Origin of the sequence: Vibrio intestinalis (genome assembly GCF_025195085.2) — a bacterium.
GTDB lineage: Bacteria > Pseudomonadota > Gammaproteobacteria > Enterobacterales > Vibrionaceae > Vibrio > Vibrio intestinalis.
Genome location: NZ_JANAVY020000005.1, coordinates 1 through 23,432 on the forward strand (window position 1 = coordinate 1; position 23,432 = coordinate 23,432).

18 protein-coding genes are annotated in these 23,432 nt (G+C 44.3%); 6 read left to right on the plus strand and 12 right to left on the minus strand.

Annotation, left to right across the window (positions count from 1 at the left end):
- Positions 1 to 689: 689 nt before the first annotated feature.
- The 7 genes from phaC to MU515_RS09425 all read right to left on the minus strand — a co-directional run bounded on the left by phaC (position 690) and on the right by MU515_RS09425 (position 10,670).
- Positions 690 to 2,495, minus strand: a complete 1,806-nt coding sequence (phaC, locus tag MU515_RS09395; protein ID WP_260260169.1) for a class I poly(R)-hydroxyalkanoic acid synthase — start codon at positions 2,493 to 2,495, stop codon at positions 690 to 692.
- A gap of 66 nt (positions 2,496 to 2,561) precedes the next feature.
- The gene (locus tag MU515_RS09400) at positions 2,562 to 2,909 is read right to left on the minus strand and encodes a phasin family protein (RefSeq protein WP_260260170.1); all 348 of its coding nucleotides are present in this window, start codon (positions 2,907 to 2,909) and stop codon (positions 2,562 to 2,564) included.
- Positions 2,910 to 2,934: 25 nt separating this feature from the next.
- Positions 2,935 to 4,149 carry an acetyl-CoA C-acetyltransferase gene (locus MU515_RS09405; protein ID WP_260260171.1) on the minus strand — a complete coding sequence of 405 codons (1,215 nt, stop codon included), beginning with the start codon at positions 4,147 to 4,149 and terminating at the stop codon, positions 2,935 to 2,937.
- 10 nt (positions 4,150 to 4,159) lie between these two features.
- Entirely contained in the window at positions 4,160 to 4,900 is a 741-nt protein-coding gene (locus MU515_RS09410; protein ID WP_260260172.1) for an SDR family oxidoreductase, read from the minus strand.
- Positions 4,901 to 5,485: 585 nt separating this feature from the next.
- The gene (locus MU515_RS09415) at positions 5,486 to 8,542 is read right to left on the minus strand and encodes an efflux RND transporter permease subunit (RefSeq protein WP_260260173.1); all 3,057 of its coding nucleotides are present in this window, start codon (positions 8,540 to 8,542) and stop codon (positions 5,486 to 5,488) included.
- Positions 8,539 to 9,591, minus strand: a complete 1,053-nt coding sequence (locus MU515_RS09420; RefSeq protein ID WP_279257151.1) for an efflux RND transporter periplasmic adaptor subunit — start codon at positions 9,589 to 9,591, stop codon at positions 8,539 to 8,541. The genes MU515_RS09415 and MU515_RS09420 overlap by 4 nt, the downstream gene beginning before the upstream one ends.
- A gap of 2 nt (positions 9,592 to 9,593) precedes the next feature.
- Positions 9,594 to 10,670 carry an efflux RND transporter periplasmic adaptor subunit gene (locus tag MU515_RS09425; RefSeq protein ID WP_260260174.1) on the minus strand — a complete coding sequence of 359 codons (1,077 nt, stop codon included), beginning with the start codon at positions 10,668 to 10,670 and terminating at the stop codon, positions 9,594 to 9,596.
- A 159-nt stretch (positions 10,671 to 10,829) separates the two neighbouring features.
- Between MU515_RS09425 and MU515_RS09430 the strand changes: the two genes are divergently transcribed.
- On the plus strand, positions 10,830 to 11,543 hold the full coding sequence (locus MU515_RS09430) for a TetR/AcrR family transcriptional regulator (RefSeq protein WP_260260175.1): 714 nt from the start codon (positions 10,830 to 10,832) through the stop codon (positions 11,541 to 11,543).
- A gap of 33 nt (positions 11,544 to 11,576) precedes the next feature.
- Here the strand turns inward: MU515_RS09430 and MU515_RS09435 are convergent, their stop codons facing one another.
- Positions 11,577 to 12,836, minus strand: coding sequence for a DEAD/DEAH box helicase (locus MU515_RS09435; protein WP_260260176.1), 1,260 nt, complete (start codon positions 12,834 to 12,836; stop codon positions 11,577 to 11,579).
- Positions 12,837 to 12,892: 56 nt separating this feature from the next.
- Positions 12,893 to 13,486: an acyl carrier protein phosphodiesterase gene (locus MU515_RS09440; protein WP_260260177.1), complete on the minus strand. Its 594-nt coding sequence runs from the start codon at positions 13,484 to 13,486 to the stop codon at positions 12,893 to 12,895.
- Positions 13,487 to 13,981: 495 nt separating this feature from the next.
- Here MU515_RS09440 and MU515_RS09445 point away from each other — a divergent pair, with 495 nt between their 5' ends.
- From MU515_RS09445 to MU515_RS09465, 5 genes are all read left to right on the plus strand, one after another.
- Positions 13,982 to 15,196 (plus strand): aromatic amino acid transport family protein, encoded by a 1,215-nt coding sequence (locus MU515_RS09445; protein WP_260260178.1) that lies wholly within the window; start codon positions 13,982 to 13,984, stop codon positions 15,194 to 15,196.
- A 325-nt stretch (positions 15,197 to 15,521) separates the two neighbouring features.
- Positions 15,522 to 16,952, plus strand: coding sequence for a methyl-accepting chemotaxis protein (locus MU515_RS09450; protein ID WP_260260179.1), 1,431 nt, complete (start codon positions 15,522 to 15,524; stop codon positions 16,950 to 16,952).
- A gap of 142 nt (positions 16,953 to 17,094) precedes the next feature.
- Positions 17,095 to 18,984 (plus strand): DUF294 nucleotidyltransferase-like domain-containing protein, encoded by a 1,890-nt coding sequence (locus MU515_RS09455; protein ID WP_260260180.1) that lies wholly within the window; start codon positions 17,095 to 17,097, stop codon positions 18,982 to 18,984.
- Positions 18,985 to 18,991: 7 nt separating this feature from the next.
- A complete protein-coding gene (locus tag MU515_RS09460) occupies positions 18,992 to 19,711 on the plus strand; it encodes a 3'-5' exonuclease (RefSeq protein ID WP_260260181.1) in 720 nt (239 codons plus the stop codon).
- Positions 19,712 to 19,930: 219 nt separating this feature from the next.
- A complete protein-coding gene (locus MU515_RS09465) occupies positions 19,931 to 21,523 on the plus strand; it encodes a BCCT family transporter (RefSeq protein ID WP_260260182.1) in 1,593 nt (530 codons plus the stop codon).
- 114 nt (positions 21,524 to 21,637) lie between these two features.
- On the opposite strand, the gene MU515_RS09470 is transcribed toward MU515_RS09465, so the two are convergent.
- Genes MU515_RS09470 through MU515_RS09480 form a run of 3 tightly spaced genes read right to left on the minus strand, consistent with a single transcriptional unit; the run spans position 21,638 to position 23,397 of the window.
- Positions 21,638 to 22,252: a chloramphenicol phosphotransferase CPT family protein gene (locus MU515_RS09470; RefSeq protein WP_260260183.1), complete on the minus strand. Its 615-nt coding sequence runs from the start codon at positions 22,250 to 22,252 to the stop codon at positions 21,638 to 21,640.
- Positions 22,253 to 22,309: 57 nt separating this feature from the next.
- Entirely contained in the window at positions 22,310 to 22,993 is a 684-nt protein-coding gene (locus MU515_RS09475) for a rhomboid family intramembrane serine protease (protein ID WP_279257153.1), read from the minus strand.
- Positions 22,990 to 23,397, minus strand: a complete 408-nt coding sequence (locus tag MU515_RS09480) for a PH domain-containing protein (protein WP_260260185.1) — start codon at positions 23,395 to 23,397, stop codon at positions 22,990 to 22,992. Before MU515_RS09480 ends, MU515_RS09475 begins: the two co-directional genes overlap by 4 nt.
- Between the last annotated feature and the right edge of the window lie 35 nt (positions 23,398 to 23,432).

The window sequence follows — 23,432 nt, forward strand, 5'->3', positions numbered from 1 at the left end:
TGATAATCATGCACGAGTTTCTCATATTTTTAACTTCATGATCAGATCGTGATTACCTTGAAAAGTTCCCAATAAAATAAAGTCTTTTATTTTCAGTGGTTAAAGTTCGATCCCACCCTTGCCAAGTATCATCTTGAGTTTCTCCTTAAAACCTCTTTGATAATTTCGCAATCACTCTAGATGAAACATTTTTTGTATAAAATATAGGCAGCAAAAAAGTGTGATGATAAAACAACCTGCACATTATGAATATTATCCTAACTTTAATCACCAAAATGAAATTAATATCAATCATTTGATTACTTATTTAACTTGATTGCATAGTTAGCCTAACCATCGACAATTATCCACATATTATCTACCACAATTAATTTACAAGCTCATATCAAAAATATCGATCAAATCACAATTTAGTTGGTAAGATTTCAATAACAGATCAGCTTATTTAATTCTTTTAAAAATTTAGTACCAATCTTTAAGTGCAACATATCGTAATTTTATAAAAAACATGTACCAATGGCCGCTCTTTTACATTGACCGATAACGTCTGAAGACACACTGCATCAAACTCTCATTTTATCGGAAGGAGCAAGCCTCAATGACATATAACCATTCTAAGAAAAACCCTAAGGCGCAAAAAAGGGAGCAAAGCTCCCTTTAGTTTATACCTTCCATTGGATGAATGACGTTTACGCTTCTACTTCTTCCTCTTGTGGCTCAACTTCTTCCACAATTGGTAAAACTTGCTTAACGTAATCGCCCGGCGCTGCGCCTAAAACCGGGAACTGCTCACTCCCTTGGTTAAATGGCTCAACTTGCTCATCTGGGTTAAAGCCCATCAACCATTGGTGCCAATGCGTCCACCAAGAACCCTCTTGATGGGTTGCATTAGTCAGCCACTCTTCAGCGCTGTCATCTAAGCTATCGTTAACCCAGTAGCCATATTTTTTCTTGGCTGGGTGATTAACAATACCTGCGATGTGGCCGGACTCACCAAGTACAAAGGTTTTGTTACCGCCAACATTCAGCGCACCACGGTATGTACCTTGCCAAAGGGCGATATGGTCTTCTTTAGTTGAGATAAAGTAACTTGGGATCTTTATCTTGTCCAAATCAATCCAAACACCACCAATTTTCACCCCTTTATCTTGGACTAATTTATTCTCAAGATAGAGTTCACGTAACATGAAGTTATGCGTTGGTGCGGCTACATTGGTGCTGTCGCTATTCCAATAAAGCAGGTCAAAATCAACCGGACTAGCGCCTTTCAAATAGTTGTCGACATAGTAATTCCAGTACAAGCTGTTTTCGCGCAATAAGCTGAATGTCACGCTTAGTGAACGCCCATCCATATAGCCTTTAGCGTTGTTCTGAATCTCTATAGCGTTGATGACAGGATCATTGATGTATGCCCCAACCTCTCCCGGCTGAGAAAAGTCGAGTAACGTAGTGAAGAACGTTGCACTTTTAATGCGTTTCTTCATACGTTTCGCGGCGTAGTACGCAATGGTTGACGCCAACACCGTACCACCAATGCAATAACCAGCAGCATTGATTTGCGGCTGACCAGTTATATCTTCAATCGCTGAGACGGCTTTCGCTACACCTTCTGTCACGTAATCACCGAACTCTACATGTTTTTGCGCCGCGCCTGGGTTGCGCCACGAGATCATAAACACGCTGTGACCTTGCTCTAGTAGCCAACGCACCATCGAGTTCTTTTCCCGCAGGTCAAGAATATAGTACTTGTTGACGAAAGGCGGCACGATCAATAACGGCGTCGCATTGACCTGCTTGGTCAGTGGTTTGTACTGAATCAGCTCAAACAACTCATTTTGATAAACCACATCGCCTTTAGTATTGGCAATGTCATCGCCTACTCTAAATGCGTTGTTGTTTGTCATGCGAACTTTGAGAATATCAGCACTTGATTCAAGGTCGTCTTTAAATTGGTCCAAACCTGCGAGCAAGTTTTCGCCATTTTGTTCGATAGTCAGCTTGAGTAACTCTGGGTTGGTCGCGACAAAGTTACTTGGGGAAAGTGCGTTGATCATTTGGCGAGAGAAGAAGATAAGACGCTCTTTACTTTTTTCGTCTAACCCTTCGATTCCATTAATCGCTTCTAAATAACTGCGACTAAAGAGTAGGTAAGATTGTTTAATGAAATTAAACACTATCTCGTTTTGCCAACTTTCGTTAGAGAATCGTTTGTCGCCTCTTTCAGCTTCTACCACGCTTTCAGTATTACCTGTCAGTGCAACTTGTTGCCAAATCTCTAGCTGTTGTTGCCACCATTTGGTTTGAATTTCTAGCAGCGCTGCAGGTTGATTCGCAGCACTTTCAAAGAGCTTTGCGGTATCTTCGAAATTCACTTCTTGCATGGCCTTGTTCAGAGGGGTGTTTACGGCTGCCCTGTTCAGTTCTAATTCTTGCCACCATTGTTGATTGGTTTCTTGGAGCTTCACAAGGTAGTCCGAAAAGAAGTGTTGAAACATGTTTGCAACTCCTATAATCGGAAAAAAGCCGCCTTGGGAACAAAGGCGGCAAAAGTAAGTCAGTGGTTATGCGGGAGTCACTGTCTTAAGGTTTTCCGATGTTAGCTGCTCGACATCATCTTTAAACTCTTTAGCAATGCTTTGCAGCTTGTTGCTGTCATCCATCATTTGCTGTGACAGTTTTGACAACACGCTAAGTTGTTGACCGTTAAATGCCGTTAACGATGTAACATCTTTAACTTCACTTGCGGCTTTCATTTGAGTTAAACCCATCTCGCTGTAAGTGCGAATTGCGTTTAATTGCAGTTCTGTTAGCACTTCGACGTTTTTAGTCACTAACTTATTGAACTTGAAGTACGGTTCTAGGCCTTTTTCTGTTTGGTCAGTGAAGCTTTTGAAAAAATCGGTGTACATGAGTATTACTCCTAAAAATAAAAAATTAATTCCATTCGACAGATTTAACGATGACAGCGGTACCCATACCTCCGCCAACACAAAGTGAGGCAACGCCGTACTGGCCGCTACTTCGGTTTAGCTCATGAATCAGTGAAACTAAAATACGGTTTCCTGATGCGCCTAAAGGGTGACCCAACGCGATTGCGCCACCATTTGGATTCGCCTTATCTTGGATGCTCGCAACCGAGACTTTATGCTCTCGCGCTAGCTCATGAATGACGCCTAATGCTTGCGCGGCAAATGCTTCGTTAAGCTCATAGACATCAATATCATTGGTGGTTAAATTGGCTTTCTGTAGTGCTGTAGTTACCGCTGGTACTGGCCCTAACCCCATTACCTTCGGATCGATTCCCGCTTGTGCGTAACTAACTACCTCTGCCACTGGTTTTAAGTTGTACTTATTAACCGCGCTCTCACTCGCCAGTACAATTGCACTTGCACCATCATTGATGCCAGATGCATTACCAGCTGTGACTGAGCCTTGCTTATCAAATGCTGGACGTAGTTTCTGTAAGCCCTCAAGGGTTGCATTCGCTTTTGGATATTCGTCAGTATCGAAGTGAACAATTTCACGACGCTGTTTCACTTCAACAGGTGCGATTTCAGCTTTGAAATGACCCGCTTCAATTGCGGCGACGGCCTTTTGTTGGCTACTCAGTGCGTATTGATCTTGCTGTTCGCGGCTGATGCCCACTTGCGATGCAACGTTTTCGGCCGTTACACCCATGTGATACTGATTAAACACGTCGGTCAGACCGTCATTAATTAATAAGTCGGTGGTGACCAAGTTGCCCATTTTGTGGCCGTTTCGCACCGATGCTGGAATCACGAAAGGGATTTGAGACATCACTTCGACGCCTGCGGCAACGATGACTTCACCATCACCATTACGGATATGACTAACCGCGTCCATTACGGTTTTCATACCACTGCCACACACCATATTGACGCTATACGCTGGTGTTGTTTCTGGTACGCCCGCGTACAAAGCAGCTTGGCGGCCTACGCTCATGCCTTGCCCTGCACCAATTACGTTACCAACGATCACTTCGTCTACTTGTTCACCGGCTAAGTTTGCATCAGCAAGCGCGGCTTTGATGGCAACCGCAGCAAGATCGCCCGCAGCCACGTCTTTTAGTGAACCGCCAAAAGCGCCAATTGGTGTGCGTTTTGCAGTAACTACAAATACTTTTTCCATTGTCATTCCCCTATTGCATGTACAAGCCGCCGTTCACCGACAGGGTTTCGCCTGTGATGTAGGCACCAGCATCACTCACTAAAAAGCTCACTGCTTCTGCGATTTCTTGTGGCTCGGCTAGTCGGCGCATAGGGATTTGGTCTTTGATAAATTCGAGAGCTTCAGGCTTCATCATCTCAACCATAGGTGTCAGCGTATAACCAGGAGCAACGACATTAACCGTCACGCCCGAACGTGCGCCTTCGGCTGCTAACGCTTTAGAAAAGCCAATCATGCCAGCCTTCGCTGCGCAGTAATTGGTTTGACCAAATTGGCCTTTAATACCGTTAACTGATGAAATATTGATGACGCGTCCACCGCCTTTTTCGCACATGGTAGCGAACAGTGGTTGAGTCACATTGAACACGCTGTTGAGGTTAGTATCGATGACATCTTTCCACGATTCTGCGGTCATTTTCTTAAACACACCGTCGCGGGTAATGCCAGCATTGTTGATCACAACATCGACCGTACCTTCTTCGTTCAGTAACGCTGCTAAGCGCTCTGCACATTGATCGGTATCGGTTACATCCAGTTCAAATAAGCGAACTTGTTCTTGGGTGAATCCGTTTTCTTTAAACCATTTCTGAGCGCACTCATGCTTACCTGTAAAATAAGTAGCAATAACGCGATAACCTTGTTCAACAAGTTTATTTGAAATAGCAGATCCAATTCCGCCTTTAGATCCCGTGATCAAAGCGATCTTTTCCATTAATAGACTCCATTCATAACAGCAAGTTAAATAGCAAAGCTAATTCTTATTTTGGCACTCTGTAATTGATGCCAAACTAAAATAAGTCATTGTCGATATTTAATTTTCGACTTTATCTATTTATTAAAATTAATCGGGAATTATGACACTTCAAATATTTTGTCAAACAATATGCATAAGGTTGAACCAGATCTCATAAAGAGTGAAATGTTATCCATATGTTATAGACAGCATAAGCAATTGAATTAACTGAAAATCAATCAATGACAAATTAGTCAAAATAGACATAACCACCTGAAAAACAAAACATTATTACGTTATGTTTGATTTTCATGACATTATTTCAATTAGTTAGCGTTTTTATTTCAATTGATAATTTAGGTAATATCAGTCGCAAAGGGAGAGTTTATTTATATCGACTTTAGTATTAGACAAAAGAAATTAACAAGCATATCAATACAACGACAATTCTTTATTAATTATGCAGATAGCATTCATTATCAGGATTTATACTTAAGTCGAATAAAAAAGCCCCAACACTGAATGCTGGGGCAATATTCAAATCGTCTAATTTAAGACAATTAATTAGGCAGTAATGGGTTTAATTTTGTAAATGATGGCAAATAGCACTGGTACAACAATCAAAGTTAGGACAGTTGCAAAGCCCAAGCCAGCCATAATTGTGATGGCCATTGATCCAAAGAACGCATCAAATACCAACGGAATCATACCGAGTATCGTAGTCAAAGCGGCCATACTAACTGGACGTACACGAGAAATCGCACTGTCATACACCGCTTGGTATTTGTCCTTACCCGCACTTAACTCAATATTGATTTGGTCTAGCAGCACAATACCGTTTTTCAAAATCATGCCACTTAAGCTGAGCAAACCAAGGAAAGCGGTAAAGCTGAACGGCATGTTTGTCACTAACAGGCCAATGGAAACACCAATAATCGACAACGGCACAGTAAACCAGATCACCAGTGGTTTTCTTACTGAGTTAAACAGCAACATAGTAATAATGAACATCAGCAAATAGCCCATTGGCATTGAACCAAATAGTGCTTCTTGCGCATCTTTGGACGACTCGTATTCTCCACCCCAAGAGATGCTATAGCCTTCAGGCATTGGAATCGCTTCTACTTGAGGTTTGATACGGGCAAACAAGCTCGCTGCAGTTTCATCGCCTAGCACATCATGATCAGCTAGCACGGTTAACATACGCTTACGATCGCGGCGCTGAATAAGAGGCTCTTGCCACTCTAACGCAACGCCATCAATCACTTGTTCCACTGGAATGTACGTTTGTAACGTAGGGCTCCAAAGTTTCACATTCGACAGTGACCCAAAATCAACACGCTCTTGCTCTGGCAAACGCGCAATGATTGGTAGTGTATGCGTACCATCGCGTAGCAAACCAATTGGGTTACCACCAAACGACATTTGCAGAGTTTCAGAAAGGTCTTGCTTAGAAATACCTAAACGGCGAGCTTTCGATTCGTTAAATTGAGGCACTAACTCTTTGGTGCGTTCACGCCAGTCATGACGTACGTTACGTGCACCTGGGTCAGCCAATAGTACGTCTTCAATTTGTACCGCAAGCTCACGCAAGATTTGCGGATCTGGGCCAGTAATACGTGCCTCAATTTTCGACGCTGGCGATGGGCCAAACTCCATCAATTTGAACTGGAAGGTCGCATCGTTAAAACGCGCCGGAAGTTCTTTATCTAACTTCTCTAACAGCTCGAACATGTTGTCGCGATCTGTCGTACGCACCTGTAACTGTGTATACGCTTCGTAACTTTTCTCTGGTTGATAAGTTAGCGCAAAACGCTGTAAGCCTTGACCGGTTGTGGTCGAAACAAACTCTACGTTCTCCTGTTGGCGAATGTACTGCTCCACCTTTTTGGTTGAGTCGATCGTTTGGCGGATATCCGTACCTTCAGGCATCCAAAGGTCTACATAAAACATCGGAGTATTTGATGGCGGGAAAAACGACTGTTTTACCATACCAAAACCAACCACAGCACCGACTAATAGCACAACCATGCTACCCACTGTTAGCCAACGGAAACGCAGCGCAAACTTAAGAATTGAACCAAAGACAGTAAACAACACACCTTTGTATGGATCTTCATCTTCACCCGCTTGCTTGTCTTCTTCCTTCAGGAATAGATCGGCAAGGAAAGGCGTTAACGTTAGTGCAGTGACCCAACTTAAGAATAGCGAGTAACACAGTACCCAGAACAGCGAGCCCATGAACTCACCCGTCGCATCTTGCGATAAGCCAATTGGTGCAAATGCAGTTATCGCAATTACTGTCGCACCAAGCAGCGGCCACTGAGTTTGCGTCACAATATCTTTCGACGCTTGTAGTTTAGTTTTGCCCTTTTTAAGACCAACCAGAATGCCTTCAACCACGACAATGGCATTATCCACCAGCATACCTAGCGCAATAATGAGTGCACCTAGCGAGATACGGTGTAGCTCTACATCGTTGTACTTCATCAAGATGAACGTACCAAACACGGTCAAAAGCAGCACAGCACCAATAATCAAACCACTGCGCAAACCCATTGCAAACAGCAGTACGATAATAACGATCGCCACCGCTTGACCCAAACTAACAACGAAGTCTTGAACCGATTTATCAACCTCTGCTGCTTGGTTGTAAAAATGGTTAATTTCTACACCCGCTGGTTTGATGCTTTCTAGCTCAGTCAGTTTTGCATCAATTGCGTTACCCACTTCAACCACGTTCACGCCCGAGCCGAACGAAATCGCTAGGTTGATCGCTGGTTTACCGTTAAAAGTAACGACATTTGATGGTTTCTCTTGAATACCGCGTGTTACGGTTGCCACATCTTTTAGACGAATGAGGTTACCCGTGTCTCGGCCGTGAATGATTAAGTCTTCAAGCTCTTGCTCGCTGCTCATTGTACCGTTAGGACGAATCGTCAAAGATTGACCATTCACCATCACTTCACCCGCCGATTGAACACTATTTTGCTGCGCCAGTAAGCCCACTACCGTATTCATATCTAGGTTTAGTGCGGCAAGGCGCTCTAGCGATACTTCAACGAACAATTGCTCTTGCTGATCGCCTGCGATAGAGACTTTACCCACACCATCAACTAGCTCCAGCTCGCGGCTTAAGTAGTCTGCGTAGCGCTTTAGCTCGATGTAATCGTAATCTTCTCCTGTCAGCATCAACATAATGCCGTAAACGTCACCAAAATCGTCGATGATTTGTAGCGAGTTAACACCAGAAGGTAGCGTCGGCTTTAAGTCATTAATTTTACGACGCATTTCGTCCCAAATCTGCGGTAGCTCGTCAGGACCGTAATCCATCTCCATGCTGACCATAATTTGCGACATACCGTTAGAAGAGGTCGACGTAATCTTGTCGATGTACGGCAACTTACGGATCTCTTTCTCTAATGGATACGTCAGTTCTTCTTCCACTTCTTGCGATGTTGCGCCCGGATACGTTGCAATCACCATCGCATCTTTAATGGTGAAAGCAGGGTCTTCCAGACGACCCAAGTCCATAAATGATGTTACGCCACCTACAGCAAGGATAACGAGGAAAAGCCAGCTGATGACTTTGTTTTTTATTGAATACTCAGCGATGCTCACAGCTGCGCTCCTTTAATTTCCATGCCTTCTCTTAACTTGCGTAAGTTTGAGTTGATGATGATGTCGCCACTTTCAATACCACTGGTAGCAATCGCACCCGTACCATTGATTTGCTCGATTTTGATTGGGTAACGGTGGGCGTTTTCATCTTCCAGCTTCCAAACAAAAAACTGGTTTACTTGTGAACCGGTATCAATTGCGGTCATTGGCAACTGGTAGCCATGCTGAGGGCCAATGCCTGCAGCCAGTAAATCAACCGACACTTTTACACTTGTGCCCGGTAGAATTTGCGGCTCTACCTGCGGCATTGTTAACCAAAACTCATAAGATTGGCTTTGAGGATGAAGCTCACTTGTGTGCTCTAAATATGAAAGTGTGTAAGACTGATCGTGGCCAGAAAAGCTCGCTTGAGGCTGGTACTGACGGTGATTCATACCCGGCTCAATCATCGCTAAAACCGAATCGGACACGCTGACTTTTACGTACACTTTGTCATCTTTATACAGTGACACTACCGTCTCACCCGGCGAGATATTTTCATATTTTTTCTTATCAACATCAGAAATTTTACCGGCAAAAGGCGCGCGTAAACGGGTATACGTTACCTGAGCTTTCGCAGCGCCTAGCTGAGCACGCGTTAACTTAAAGCTTGCCGCAAGCTGGTCTAGCTCCGCTTTTGACACCATATTCTTCTTGTGCAGCTCTTGGCCACGTTGGTACTGCTTTAGTGCTAGTTCATAGCGTGCTTGTGCGTCAAATACATTCTGTTTCGCTTTGGTATCATCAAGCAGCGCAATCACTTGACCTTTGTTCACGCGATCGCCTTCTTGCACCAAAATTGCACTGATTTCACCATCAGTTCTAAACGCAAGCGGCGTTAATTCCGCAGGCATCGCTTGGCCGTTGATCACTCGATATTGACTAGTAATAGGAGCCTCTACTTTGTAGGTATCTACCACTAACGGACTCTTCTCACGGTGCGCCATTTCTGCCTTACAACCAGCAAGTGCAACCACTGCCAGCGCAACCGAGGTATATTTCATACGCATGATTAAATGCCCCCTTCTTTAACCCATGCTTTTACTTGTTGGCCAGAGACAAGCTGCTCTACGCCCGCTTCAACCACCCAGTCACCCGCGTTTAAGCCAGACACCACTTTGCCGCTGTTGTCTAACCCAACGGTTACCGCATTAATGATTTTGCTTTGGCTGTCATAACGGAAAATCGTACCGGTAGAGTCTGATTTGCTAACCCATGCTGAATCGCTCAAAACAATGCCCTGTGCACCTTGTTGTTTGAGTAATTGAACCTGCCCTGTCATGCCTGATAACAAATTGAGAGATTGTGGACGTTCAATAGTCACACTCGCGCGGTAGCTATTGGTGTCAGCATCTGGTTTGGTCGAGATTTCTTTAAACGTGGCTGGGATTTGAATTTGCTTATGGCTATCCATCTTCACGCTCAACGAAGATTGAGAAACATGTTGTAAGCCGTGGGATTCCACATACGTAACGGGAATGGTAAACACCACATCCATCACTTTGTTATTGATAAGATTAAATACCGGTTGATTAGCGCCCACTACCTGATGCTCTTCACTGAACGAGATAGAAATAACCCCATCAAATGGCGCAACAATATGCGTGTAAGTTAGGTCAGTTTTAGCTTGCTCTAATGCCGATTTCGCAGCTTTGTATTCTGTTTCGCGTTGGTCAAAATCATCAGTACTGATCAGCTTTTTACCAAACAAGGTTTTCGCGCGTTGGTAAGCCGTGTTCGCTAAATCAAATTCTGCTTGCTTGGCATCTAATGCCAATTGGTAATCAGTTGGGTCGAGCTTAGCTAAAGTTTGCCCTTTGCTAACTTGAGAGCCCATCTTGACAAAAATATGTTCTATTTCTCCCGCCACTTGGAAAGATAAACCTGCGCGTTCGGTTGCATCTATTTTGGCGATGAATGAATCGTATTGATGCTGTGCGTTGTCTGGTACTTGCATCAACTTAACGGGTTTTACGATTGGTGCGGTCTCTTCTGAATTCGCTTGGTTGCAGCCACTTAAGAACAGGCTAATAGCGCCCATACTGAATAGGGTAGCGAGTGGCTTCAACTTCATTTTGTTGTTGAGCATTGGAAAATCTCTTAATTATATTTACTACACACATGTGCAGTATATTCATGAAAGAAATGAGATCAAGATTTATTTTCCAACTGTGCAGTATTTATTTGTTGATGAAAAAGGATTACATTTCTGGTAGAAATACGTCGCGATACAGAGGTTGGTAAGAGTATGACCGAAAGAAAACAAGGGCGTAGAAGCGCACAAGACGCAGAGAACACGAAGCGTGAGATACTAAAAGTAGCTGCGGATATGTTTTGTACTCTCGGGTATGAGCGTGTTTCTATCCGTAATATCAGTGAGCAAGCTGGTGTTTCCCACAGCTTGATCCGACATCATTTTGGTAGCAAAGAGAAGATTTGGCATGCGATCAGCGACAGTTTGCACGATTTCATGCAAGAGTATTTGAAGACCATCATTGAGCATATCCCGCAAAATGCGCCAGCCAATGAAAAACTCTACTTCTTCTCTGTTCGTCTACTTGCGCATATGTTGACATTTAAGCGACCAATTCAGCTGATCGCCGATGCGGTGCGCCAAGAAGAAGGCCTGTTCGACTACTTCATTGATAAATCAGGCAGCTTGCAGGCAATCATTGATGAGATTGCCGCTGAGTACAATCGAGATTTTCCTGACTCACAAATTAAAGTGTGGGAGATCAAATGGCAGATGATCATGTTTGCTCATGGGGCTGCTAGCCTAGAGCCTTTCATGCGTGAAACGTGGGTGGATGAAACCGACAGCTACGATCAATGCTTACTGAATCACTGGCGCTTGTTCAATGATCTGATGATGAACAAATACCACATCCCTGCTGAAAAAGGACTTAAGCCGAGCAGCGTTGCTGAGCTTATCTACAAAACAGGTTATTGTGACAACTGTTAAACTAAAAAGCGCCAGCAATTGCTGGCGCTTTTGTTATCTCTTCTTACCACGGTTGGCGTGAATCTTAAGTTTGGCTTTCATTCTTCGCTTATCTGAACTGCGCCCTTTACGACGTTGCGCCTGTTCTGGCTCAATATCTTCAATCAAACTTGGCTCGAAACCCTCTAACCATTGCTGTGGTAAGCGGGTATCCAATAGTCTTTCAATTGCCTCTAGCAAGTACTCTTCATCTCGGCTCATTAGCGAGACAGCCAAGCCTTTTTGCCCTGCACGCCCAGTACGGCCAATACGGTGAACGTAGTCTTCCGCTTTGAATGGCATTTCAAAGTTTACTACTTGCTCTAATTGCTGAATGTCTAGTCCACGTGCGGCTACATCGGTAGCGATCAAAGCGCGTACTTTGCCTGATTTAAAATCATCCAACGCTTTTTGACGTGCGCCTTGGCTTTTATCACCATTGATTGAGGTGGCTTTAATGCCATCTAATTTGAGCTCTTTGGCAAGTGCATCACTGCCTTGCTTGGTTTTAGTAAAGACCAACACCTGTTGCCAATTACGAGAACCAATTAGGTATGCAAGTAGCTCTGCTTTGCGCTTTTTATCAACCGGAAACACCATCTGCTCGACCGTATCTGCAGTACTGTTTGATGGGCTAACTTGAACCTCAACCGGTTCGTTTTGCATTTTGTACGCGATCGTTTTGATTTTTTTATCAAATGTCGCAGAGAAGAATAAGGTTTGGCGCTCTGGGTTAAGCTTTTTGAGAATGCGTTGTAAGTCCGGCATGAAACCCATATCAAGCATGCGGTCAGCCTCATCTAACACTAATGTTTTCGTGCGTTGCAACGAAATGTTTTTACAAAACAGATGATCAAGCAATCGACCTGGCGTGGCGATAAGAATATCACAGCCATGAAGCAAGTTTTTAGTTTGCACGTTCATACTTGTGCCGCCATAAGCGGTAACTATGTGCAAATCCGTCTCTTTGGCATAAGAGGTCATGTTATCAAACACTTGTTGAGCCAACTCACGAGTAGGGACAAGTACCAATGCCGTTACATCACTGCGCTGAACATCTCGTTCAATACCCTGCTCTACAATCGACTGAATGATAGGCAGACCAAACGCAGCTGTTTTACCTGTGCCTGTTTGAGCGCCAGCGAGTACATCTGCACCGCGTAAAACATGCGGAATCGCTTGCTGTTGTACCTCTGTCGGCTGAGAAAAGCCCAACTGATCGATGGTGGCAAGAAGTGCAGAAGAAAGGCCGAGGTCGGCAAAGGCTTGAGACATAATAAACTACCCATAATAAAGACCGGGCGATTCTATAATGAATATGGGGTGTGATGCTATAAGCTTTGCATGCTTTGAAACTGCTTACTGGCAGCAATTAACGTCGGATAAAACTGCTCGAAACACTGATTGAGCTCATGATAGTGCGCATCGAGCACTTGAGCGCACTCTGCCACGGGCTCAAATTTCGGCCTACGTTTGGAAATACGCTCCAAGGCAAAGTGAATGTTATCCATCTCTTGATAAGATTCGAGCCACTGTCCCTGAACCATCCGCGATACGACTGCCAAATACGTTTGCGGAAAATCAGCTTGTTGCGCTTCGAGCAAACTATTACCCGTCGAGCGCGCAAATGACGCCAGACTTTGGTCGTGATATTGATGCCAATGGGTCGCCAAGCAGTGATCCCAAAACACATCCAGAGCAATGCCTGCAAATCGTCTGGTTCGTTGACTAAAAAACACTTTCGCATCCGTAAGCATGGGATGGCTATCTGTGTAAGAGTCCACAAAGCGGTGCAAACGAATACCATTGACGATATCTGCCGACCAACGACCTTCAGGATTACCTCGTACGAAATCCCCAAGCAAGTTTCCAGTTAAACTCGATTGGCATAAATGGGCGATGTGAAGATGAGCGAGATAGTTCATGGGGATAACACAAAGCCAGTGCGGAGCACTGGCTTAACTGGGACGCAGACTGCTTATTCGCTGCCGCTTTCTTCTAGAGACTGCTCATATTCTGAGAGTGCGATACCTATTTCCATCGCATCTAGCAGCTCAAGACATTCATCGTTGAATGTTTGGTCACTCATGGGACCTCCTTACTTCAAATAAAAAGCCCAACATTGCGTCGGGCATCTCCTTTATATCGACTTTATATGACAGTTTTTTGAACAGGGGAAGCCTTTTTAATCACTTTTGCGTCACTTTCGATGAGTAAACGTTTGCCTAAGCGGTTGAGTGTCGTTTCGGCATCACCGTAAACAAAAAATTACACCACCGGATAATAATGTTTACATACCGCTTGATCTTAAGTCCATTTTCTCACAATATACGACAATTCCAGTATTTATAACCAATCATGAACATCTAACTGGTATATAAACACTGCCAACCTCAACCTTAGTAAAGAATAGTGTACAGATGAGTAAATCAAAGATTTTAGGAAGCACTTTGATCATCGCCGGTACTACCATTGGCGCGGGCATGCTCGCATTACCATTGGCATCGGCAGGCATAGGCTTTTCCACCTCCCTTTTAATTATGGCTGTTTTATGGGCTGTAATGGCTTATACCGCACTCATCATGATCGAGTTGCATCAGCACGCTGACAGCAGCGCGACATTACATACGCTTGCTAAACAAATCTTGGGCAAAAAAGGAAAATGGCTTGCGAGCTTCGCTATGCTGTTCTTGTTTTACTCGCTCTGTGCAGCTTACATCGCAGGTGGCGGTGCACAATTTGGTGACCGCCTAGCACAATGGTTTGGTGTAGAAGTGTCAGCCACTCAAGGCGTGGTTATCTTTACTATGCTGGTGGCTGGTGTTGTCACTATTGGTACATCAACCGTCGACAAGGTGAACCGTTTATTGTTTACCCTAAAGCTGATTGCCATGGCGAGCGTGCTAATGTTCCTTGCGCCAAATGTCACTCAATCTTACTTACTTAGCATGCCGCTGCAGCAAGGTTTGATCGTCGCATCTATTCCCGTGATTTTCACTTCATTTGGGTTTCACGGCAGTATTCCTGCAATAGTTCGCTACTTAGACGGTGATACGCCATCGCTACGTAAAGCCATTGTTATCGGCTCTGCAATTCCACTAATCATTTACGTGTTTTGGCAAGTCGTAACGTTAGGTGTGGTTAATCAATCAACTCTGCTAGAAAACCAAGGCTTAAGCGCGTTAATTGGCACATTATCGTCAACCGTAAGTGAATCGAATCTAGCAGGTACTATTGGAATTTTTGCCGACTTAGCGCTTTTAACATCATTCTTAGGTGTGAGCTTAGGTTTGTTTGAATTTTTAGGCGATACGCTGAAGAAAAACAGTGCTAACCGCTCACAAGCATTAAATCGTAGCATCACAGGTTTAATCACCTTCTTGCCACCAATGTGCTTCGCGCTGTTCTACCCACAGGGCTTTATCATGGCACTTGGCTACGCTGCGATTGCGCTGGCAATTTTGGCCATCTTCTTACCTATTGTGATGGTTTCAAAAACACGTAAGTTAACAACCGATGTTGCTTACCGAGTGAAAGGTGGTCATATCGGTTTGGCGACTTGTTTCACTTGTGGTGTGGTGATTGTCTGCGCACAGTTGCTGATTAGCGCCGGCGTGTTGCCCGCACTAGGTTAACGCTCACGTTATCTGTCCTGCTTCTCAGCGGAGAATTAATCCGCTGAGTCGCTTTTCTCGCTTCTAGCTCCTAACACCCTCTTCTTTACGCGCCTCTTTTTAGCATCCTTTTAAATGAAGCACGTTCGACTAACTTGATGTTTTGCTTTCACCTTCCGGCTGCCGTTCGATAATTTTATGAACTCGATCACCTAGTAAGCCGATCAACTTCTCAATATCGATTAATTATCTAACATTAGTTTCATGTTTTTAGTGCTTCAACGCATACTTGGCGTCTGTCAATTTATAGATTGACGCTGACATAAAATAATAAAATGGAGTTCACATGAAAGAAGTTCAATTTAGGACAATTGACCGTCTATTCATAAAAATGTCTATTAACGACAAAATGTGGGCGATTTTCGCTCTCTTCGTTATTTCGCTCGCTTGTGTTGCCGGTAACCGTTATCTCGACCAAATCTCTCATGCCGAACAACTAGCCATGGTGAAGGTCGAAGCTCGGCTCGATGGCATATTGAGCGCCGATGCCTCAGCACATAACGCACCTGGTCTTGAAGCCGTGAGCACAGCAACGCTTGGCGCACCTTCAATTAAGGGCACTACCGTTACCGCATACGGGCAAGACAAACAAGGTCAGTACTATCGCTTAAGCGAAAACCACGCTCAAACCATCGAAGCGGCAAAAAGTGAAGCCACAACAAGCTTGTTGCTTAGTCTGCTGCTTATCGCTCCATTTGCGTTGTTCCTGTATTGGGTAGCAACCTTCCTTGGCGGCGCACTTTGGGTGCTTTACACTACTACGGTGAAGATTTCAGAAGGTGATTTAACCTCTCGTTTAGGCTTCCACCCAGGCCGTGACGAGTTCGGCACGATTGGCTGTGCGCTAGACCGCGCAATGGACACGTTAACTGAGTTGGTTGTAACCGTGAAAGAAAGCGCAACCACATTAGGTGAAACGTCCTCTTCATTTGAAGATGAGATGAAACACAGCGAAACAGAAATCAATCGCCAACATACCTCTTTAGATTCTGTTGCAACCGCGATGGAAGAAATGACTGCGTCAGCGCAAGAAGTGACTCAAATTGCGAATCGCGCTTCAAGTCAATCGGAACAAGATAGCCAACACGTTCGCGACAGTGCTGATCGCGTACAAAAAGCAATTAATGAGATTGCTACGTTATCGGCGTACATAGAACAAACTTCTTCTTCGGTATCGTCGCTTAATGACAACACTAGCCAAATCAGTGAAGTCATCACCACCATCAATGGCATTTCTGAGCAGACCAACCTACTTGCACTAAACGCAGCAATTGAAGCCGCGCGAGCAGGCGAACAAGGCCGTGGTTTTGCGGTGGTTGCTGATGAAGTGCGCACGCTTGCTAGCCGTACTCAACAAGCGACAGTTGAAATCCAAGCCATGATCGAAAAGCTGCAACAAGAAAGCACAAGCATTGCGACCATTACCGGACAAACGGTGACCCAAGCTCAGGCGAGCAGTGAAATTGTCTCTTCAATTGGTAACGATATCGAAACGATTTACCAATCTGCGCAGGCTGTGAATGATATGAGCTTGCACATTTCGACCTCCGCGCAAGAGCAAAGCTCAGTCGCGACTGACATTGCCAAAGAGCTGAGTGACATCCGCGCGCAATCAAACAATATTAAAGAAGTGGCCGAGCAATCACTAATCGGTGTACATAACCTGACAAAGGCTTCGCAAAACTTAGGGGCAATTTTGAGTCGTTACCATACTTAAAATTGCAGCATCACGTGAAAAGGCTTGGATATTCCAAGCCTTTTTTTATTGGGTTTAGAGTCGCTTATTTTGCCCTGTGCCATGCAGAGCGCGTCGTTATCATGTAACATTGAAGCAGAAGTTGTATTACACGGAATAGCTCATGGAAGTAGAACTGTTGGAAATCAAAAATTTCCTATCACAGCACCCCCCTTTTGACGAACTTGAAGATGATATCCTCAACTACGTTAGCCGACACATCGAAATCTCCTACTACCGCGAAGATACGCCCATCATCCACTTTGGTGACCATATTCATGATCTCTACATGGTGCGCAGTGGCGTGGTTGAAGTATATCGTCGTAAAGGTGAGCTCTATAACCGCATCGATGAAGGCGCGCTATTTGGCCAAATGGGTTTGCTGACCAATAACAAGGTCAAGTTTCCAGCCAAGGCCATCAAAGATACCTTGATTTACTGCATCCCTGAAAACGTATTCCAAGAGCTGTATGACAATCACGAATCGTTTGCTGACTTTGTCGAATTAGAAGGTAACGCGCGACTGCGCCAAACCGTTTCAAGCACTAAGCAAGAAAACGATCTCACCACATCCAAAGTAAGAACCTTGCTGACTCGTGATGCGCCTTATGTGTACACCACTGAATCGATTCAAAATGCAGCCATCAAGATGGCAGAAGAAAACGTCTCTTCCCTGCTGATCATGGACCCAGACACCGTTGACAATGATGACGACGATTCTAACTCGCTAGTTGGCATCATCACTGACCGTGATCTTTGTACCCGCGTATTGGCCGAAGGTTTGGATATTAACGATGACGTCGCCAGTGTCATGTCGACCGATGTGATCTCGCTTGATCACAACGCCTACGTTTACGAAGCCATGTTGACCATGCTTCGCTACAACGCGCACCACCTTCCTGTACTGAAAGACAAAAAGCCAATTGGCATCATCGAAGCGACTGATATCGTTCGTTATGAATCGCAGAACTCTCTGCTGTTAGTAAGCAGTATTTTCCACCAGCAGAGCATTGAAGAGCTCACTTCCCTATCCGAACAACTTAAAGACAGTTTTGTTCGCCTAGTTAACGAAGATGCAAACTCTCACATGGTCGGCAGCGCGATGTCAGTGATTGGTCGAAGCTTTAAGCAGCGCATTATTGAACTCGCCGAAGAGGAATTGGGCCCTGCGCCAATTCCTTATTGCTTCCTTGCCCTAGGCTCAATGGGACGTGACGAGCAATTACTCGTAACCGACCAAGACAACGCCATTATTTTAGATAACAGCTACGACGAAAAAGAACACGGCGAATATTTCGCAGAGCTCGCAAAGCGTGTGTGTGATGGCCTAAATGAATGTGGCTACAGCTATTGTACCGGCGACATCATGGCAACGAATCCAGAATGGCGTATGACGCGCACAGAATGGGAAGAATGCTTCGCCGATTGGATTGATAACCCAAACCCGAAAGCACTGCTTAACGCTTCTATCTTCTTTGATCTTGATGGTGTGTATGGCCGTCTAAAATGGGCAGAACAGCTCAATGGATTTATCGTGCGCCGCGCACGTAAAAATAACCGCTTCTTAGCCTGCCTTGCACGCAATGCCATGAACCGCACCCCACCTTTAGGCTTCTTTAAAGATTTCGTGATGGAAAAAGATGGCCGGCACAAAAACTCCATCAATCTAAAACGTCGCGGCACTGCGCCACTCGCGGATTTGATTCGCGTACACGCACTTGCCGTAGGCTCACGTTCTCAAAACTCATTTGAACGTTTAGATGACATCCATGACGCCGGAATCTTACCAAAAGGTAAAGCTCGCGCCCTGCATGATGCACTAGAGTTTATTTCTATGGTGCGTATTCGTCACCAAGCCTACGACGTGGAAAATGAAATCGAGCCAGATAACAACATCGAACCGGAAAACCTGTCCGATTTTGAACGTCGTAACTTAAAAGATGCATTCCAAATCTTGAGTAATGCGCAAAACTTCCTCAAGTTCCGCTATCAAGCCAGCAATAACTTTAAGTGAGAAACGCATGATTAAAAAGATAATGCGCGCTCCGATAATTGATTGGCCCAACAAGTTTGAGCGCAAGCTGCAAGTCACTCAAAACCAGCAGTTAAAGGAATACTACGGAGAATCATTGCCCGATACCGAAACCCCGCTCGACGAGGTATTGTTTCTGGCAATTGATTTCGAAACCACAGGTCTGAACGCTGTAGATGATGACATCATCACCATCGGCACTGTGCCGTTTGATTTGAATCGAATCTATATGAGCCAAGCTAAACACTGGACTGTTAGACCACGTAAACAGCTTGAAGAAGAATCGGTTGTCATCCACGGAATCACGCACAGTGATGTACTCGGCGCGCCTGATTTGAGCGCGGTTTTCCCTGAAGTGCTCAAAGAGATGGCGGGGAAAATTATGGTGGTTCACTACCAGCGCATCGAGCGAGAGTTTTTTGATTTAGCCTTGCGCGATCGCATTAAAGAAGGCATCGAGTTCCCTGTGCTTGATACGATGGATATTGAAACTAAAATTCAGCAAGCGCAATCAGGTGGCTTTCTAAACAGGCTGACCGGTAAAAAACCTGAGTCTGTTCGATTAGGCTCTAGCCGTACTCGTTATGGTTTACCGCAGTACACGCCTCACCACGCGCTAACCGATGCAGTCGCTACCGCTGAGCTGTTACAAGCACAAATCGCTTACCACTTTAATCCTAAAGATCCCATCAGTAAGCACTGGCTATAAGTTAGCTATATCAATGAGAGATTGGATCTCTCGATCGACCGCAAACTAAAGCGTGTTAGGGTTTCTCTAACACGCTTTTTCATTAGAGTTCTGTCTAAATTATTGAACAATAAGTGATGACGATTCAGTCAATTTTGTGAGATAGCTTTAGTTTTTGTCTCATTCCTGTTAATCTTGCGCCCGAAATATATTTTGAGCTCTAAACAATTGCGAGGATTAATGAGTAATACTAAGGATAGGTATAGTATCGAGAATACTGACTATACAATTGGCCAAGACAATATCCAGAAATGGGGTTTTGACGTTCACAACCCAGTATTTGGTATTAGCGCTGGCGCTATCATTCTATTTCTAGTTGCCCTTCTAGTGGCCGATGCCGAAACGGCAAAAGCAGCATTAGATGGCGTTAAATGGAAGATCATCAACAACTTCGATGTAACTTTCATGTGGGCAGCAAACATCTTTGTTATTTTCTGTTTTGCCCTCATCGTCTCCCCTTACGGAAAAATCCGAATTGGTGGCAATGATGCCAAAGCAGAACACACCACACTTTCATGGATGTCGATGCTATTTGCCGCAGGCATGGGGATTGGCCTTATGTTCTGGGGTGTGGCAGAACCTGTCGCTTACTTTACTGGTTGGTATGAAACGCCACTTGGTGTTGAAGCACACTCTCCTGAAGCGGTGAAATTGGCACTTGGCGCGACCATCTACAACTGGGGTATTCATGGCTGGGCCATTTACGCAGTTGTGGCGCTTGCTCTTGCCTTCTTCTCTTTCAACAAAGGTTTACCACTTTCAATTCGTTCTATTTTCTACCCACTATTGGGTGACAGAACTTGGGGTTGGTTCGGACATATTGTTGATATCGTAGCCGTATTGGCGACTCTATTCGGCCTAGCAACCTCATTGGGCCTTGGTGCTCAACAGGCGGCAAGTGGTATTAACCACGTATTCGGCACTGAAGGCGGCATTGGTATGCAGCTTGGTGTGATTGCGGTGGTTACGCTACTAGCAACCATCTCAGTAATTCGCGGAATTAATGGCGGCGTAAAAGTACTGAGTAACATCAACATGGTGGTTGCGTTCTTCCTATTGGTGTTCGTGGCGATTGCTGGCGGTATGGTGGCACTAAAATCAGTACCAACGGCGCTGATGGGCTACATTGAAAACTTCATTCCACTGAGTAACCCACACGGCCGTGAAGACGAAACCTGGATGCACGGTTGGACTGTATTCTACTGGGCTTGGTGGATTTCATGGTCACCATTTGTAGGCATGTTCATCGCGCGTATCTCTAAAGGCCGCACAATCCGCGAGTTTATGGTTGCTGTACTATTTATCCCAACAGCAGTTATCGTAATTTGGATGGCAGTTTTCGGCGGTATCGCAATTGACCAAGTGATCAACAAAGTCGGTGAAATTGGTCTAAATGGCCTGAAAGATATCACCCTTTCGCTATTCCACACTTACGATGCACTTCCAATTAGCTCTGTGTTATCTGTCGTTTCTATCGTGCTGATCATGGTGTTCTTTATCACCTCTTCAGATTCAGGTTCGCTAGTAATCGATAGTATTACATCAGGCGGTAAAGTGGATGCTCCAGTTCCTCAGCGTGTGTTCTGGGCAGTAATTGGCGGCGCTATCGCAGCCGTGCTACTTTGGGTTGGCGGTACGGAGTCAATTCAGGCGCTACAAGCAGGCACAGTATCAATGGCATTGCCATTCATGTTCATCTTGCTACTTATGTGCTGGAGTTTAATCCTAGGTCTGAAAACCGAGATGGAATTTACCAAAGCTAGCTACGCTTAAGTTTAGATAGCTATCTAATAGTGACAAAGCCACTTACTTTCGTAAGTGGCTTTTTGTTTTGTGGTGCCAAGAAAAGTACGTGTCATGGTTTAGGTAGTGAGATGTAGACGTACGTTAGGCCTGTTTCCTCATTTCACTCTGAAGCATAAGCGTTTCAAATGCCGAAGGTTTCGAACCCGATTCAATGTACTCAACAATTTTTGACACGCAGGCTTCAACGCTCAAACTTGATGTGTCTAATTCAAGGTCATAAGTACGATGACTATGTACGCGATTAAATTGAAAACGGGCGGCTCCTAGTTTGCGATCCCCCCTAGACTCTTCTCGCGTTTCTAGCACGTCAAGAGGACAGTGCACACCTACGAACACCACTGGCATACCTTCAAACGCTTTAACACAAGCGTCTAACCATTCAGGCTGTTGAAGTACGTAGTCTACGATAACGTTATTTCCTGCACGTGCAATGGCTGCTGCCGATTCATGAAAACCATTAACAATATTTGCAAATCGCTCTTCCATGAGTTTGGCATTATTTAGGTCACATTGCGCAATTTGAGACAAGTAAGTATCAACTGAGACATGTAGATAAACATCAGCCAGAGCCTGTTGAAGTGCATGACTTAATGTCGTTTTTCCAGAACTGGACGTTCCATTTAAAAATATAACCAAACCAAAACACTCTTTTTTAAAATCAATACGATAGCGCCTATTTGCTTCATCGCAAAACACCGAAAAACCAACGTGGGCACGAAGCCGAAGTTCAAGGTTTCCAGTGCTTGTTCTTTTTCAGCGCAGTGGCTTTAAGCGGCAATACAAAATTGCGCCTAATGCTCCCAAAAAATGACCAATGTGATCAATTTTTACATCTAACGCGTTATTAAAACCACCGTTAAACTCTGAATCTAGGGCAAAAAACATTGCCGAAAATAGGAACAGTAAAATCGCTAAAAGCCACTCTTTGGTGGTTAATTCCTTTTCATCGGTAAAATAAGCCGCCGCCAAACCGAAAACGCCACCCGATATCCCACAGACCAAAACACTTTCCGAATAGAATAATATAGATGGTATGGATGCCAAGCTACCCACAAGAAGAACTTCAAGATACCTTTTGGCTCCAACCCTGCGTTCATAGGCGGACGCTAGACCTAAGCCAAATACATTTGCAACGAGATGAATCAGGTTACCATGGAGAAATAGGTGCGTGACTGACTGTAACGGCCAATTTAAGAACTGATCAACGTCATTACTCAATGCCAACTTTCGATACAGGCCCTCATTGACCGAAATGAAATCAAAGTTTGTTGTCAGAAGGAATATAAGAAGAACTATAACCCCTGTACAAATAGAAGCCCAAACAGACTTAAAGTTTTCACTGTAGGTAATCGGCGCAGCCTTCAAGCTACTCGGAGCAGGCTTTATGAAAATCAATAAGCCGACATACATTACAACTGAGATAATAAATATAATCATTGGACTAAAGGAATATTGCTTTCAATATGCTGTTGAACATCTGGCAACAATTTTGCGACCTTTTCTACGCCCTTTAATTGGGCTTTTATTTTAATCTTTCGGTTGTTTTTGAATGTGAACTTCATAGGCCTTTGTAATAGCCCTTTTCCTATTTTTACACTTTCAATGTCATCAAACTCAAAGAAATCATTTTCCTTGAATTTACCCATCATGCTCAACTTGTAGAAAGATATACCTTTCTCAGTAACAGCTAAAAAATATACTTTCATCGTTAAAATGAAAAAAGGGCCAATTAGGAAGACTAACCAATAATTTGGAGGGCTTATTGCCTGAAAGAAACCTATTAGCGAGTCCCCATCATTCAGATTCTCTTCAATGTGCTTTTTAGCCTGTTCTTTGTTCATTATTACTCCTGATTATGTTTCAAATTCTCTGCGAA

Bases quoted from the DNA above. Each gene is read 5' to 3' on its own strand.
- phaC (WP_260260169.1), bottom strand. From the start codon at position 2,495: ATGTTTCAACACTTCTTTTCGGACTACCTTGTGAAGCTCCAAGAAACC.
- MU515_RS09400 (WP_260260170.1), bottom strand. From the start codon at position 2,909: ATGTACACCGATTTTTTCAAAAGCTTCACTGACCAAACAGAAAAAGGC.
- MU515_RS09405 (WP_260260171.1), bottom strand. From the start codon at position 4,149: ATGGAAAAAGTATTTGTAGTTACTGCAAAACGCACACCAATTGGCGCT.
- MU515_RS09410 (WP_260260172.1), bottom strand. From the start codon at position 4,900: ATGGAAAAGATCGCTTTGATCACGGGATCTAAAGGCGGAATTGGATCT.
- MU515_RS09420 (WP_279257151.1), bottom strand. From the start codon at position 9,591: ATGCGTATGAAATATACCTCGGTTGCGCTGGCAGTGGTTGCACTTGCT.
- MU515_RS09425 (WP_260260174.1), bottom strand. From the start codon at position 10,670: ATGCTCAACAACAAAATGAAGTTGAAGCCACTCGCTACCCTATTCAGT.
- MU515_RS09430 (WP_260260175.1), top strand. From the start codon at position 10,830: ATGACCGAAAGAAAACAAGGGCGTAGAAGCGCACAAGACGCAGAGAAC.
- MU515_RS09435 (WP_260260176.1), bottom strand. From the start codon at position 12,836: ATGTCTCAAGCCTTTGCCGACCTCGGCCTTTCTTCTGCACTTCTTGCC.
- MU515_RS09440 (WP_260260177.1), bottom strand. From the start codon at position 13,486: ATGAACTATCTCGCTCATCTTCACATCGCCCATTTATGCCAATCGAGT.
- MU515_RS09445 (WP_260260178.1), top strand. From the start codon at position 13,982: ATGAGTAAATCAAAGATTTTAGGAAGCACTTTGATCATCGCCGGTACT.
- MU515_RS09450 (WP_260260179.1), top strand. From the start codon at position 15,522: ATGAAAGAAGTTCAATTTAGGACAATTGACCGTCTATTCATAAAAATG.
- MU515_RS09455 (WP_260260180.1), top strand. From the start codon at position 17,095: ATGGAAGTAGAACTGTTGGAAATCAAAAATTTCCTATCACAGCACCCC.
- MU515_RS09460 (WP_260260181.1), top strand. From the start codon at position 18,992: ATGATTAAAAAGATAATGCGCGCTCCGATAATTGATTGGCCCAACAAG.
- MU515_RS09465 (WP_260260182.1), top strand. From the start codon at position 19,931: ATGAGTAATACTAAGGATAGGTATAGTATCGAGAATACTGACTATACA.
- MU515_RS09475 (WP_279257153.1), bottom strand. From the start codon at position 22,993: ATGATTATATTTATTATCTCAGTTGTAATGTATGTCGGCTTATTGATT.
- MU515_RS09480 (WP_260260185.1), bottom strand. From the start codon at position 23,397: ATGAACAAAGAACAGGCTAAAAAGCACATTGAAGAGAATCTGAATGAT.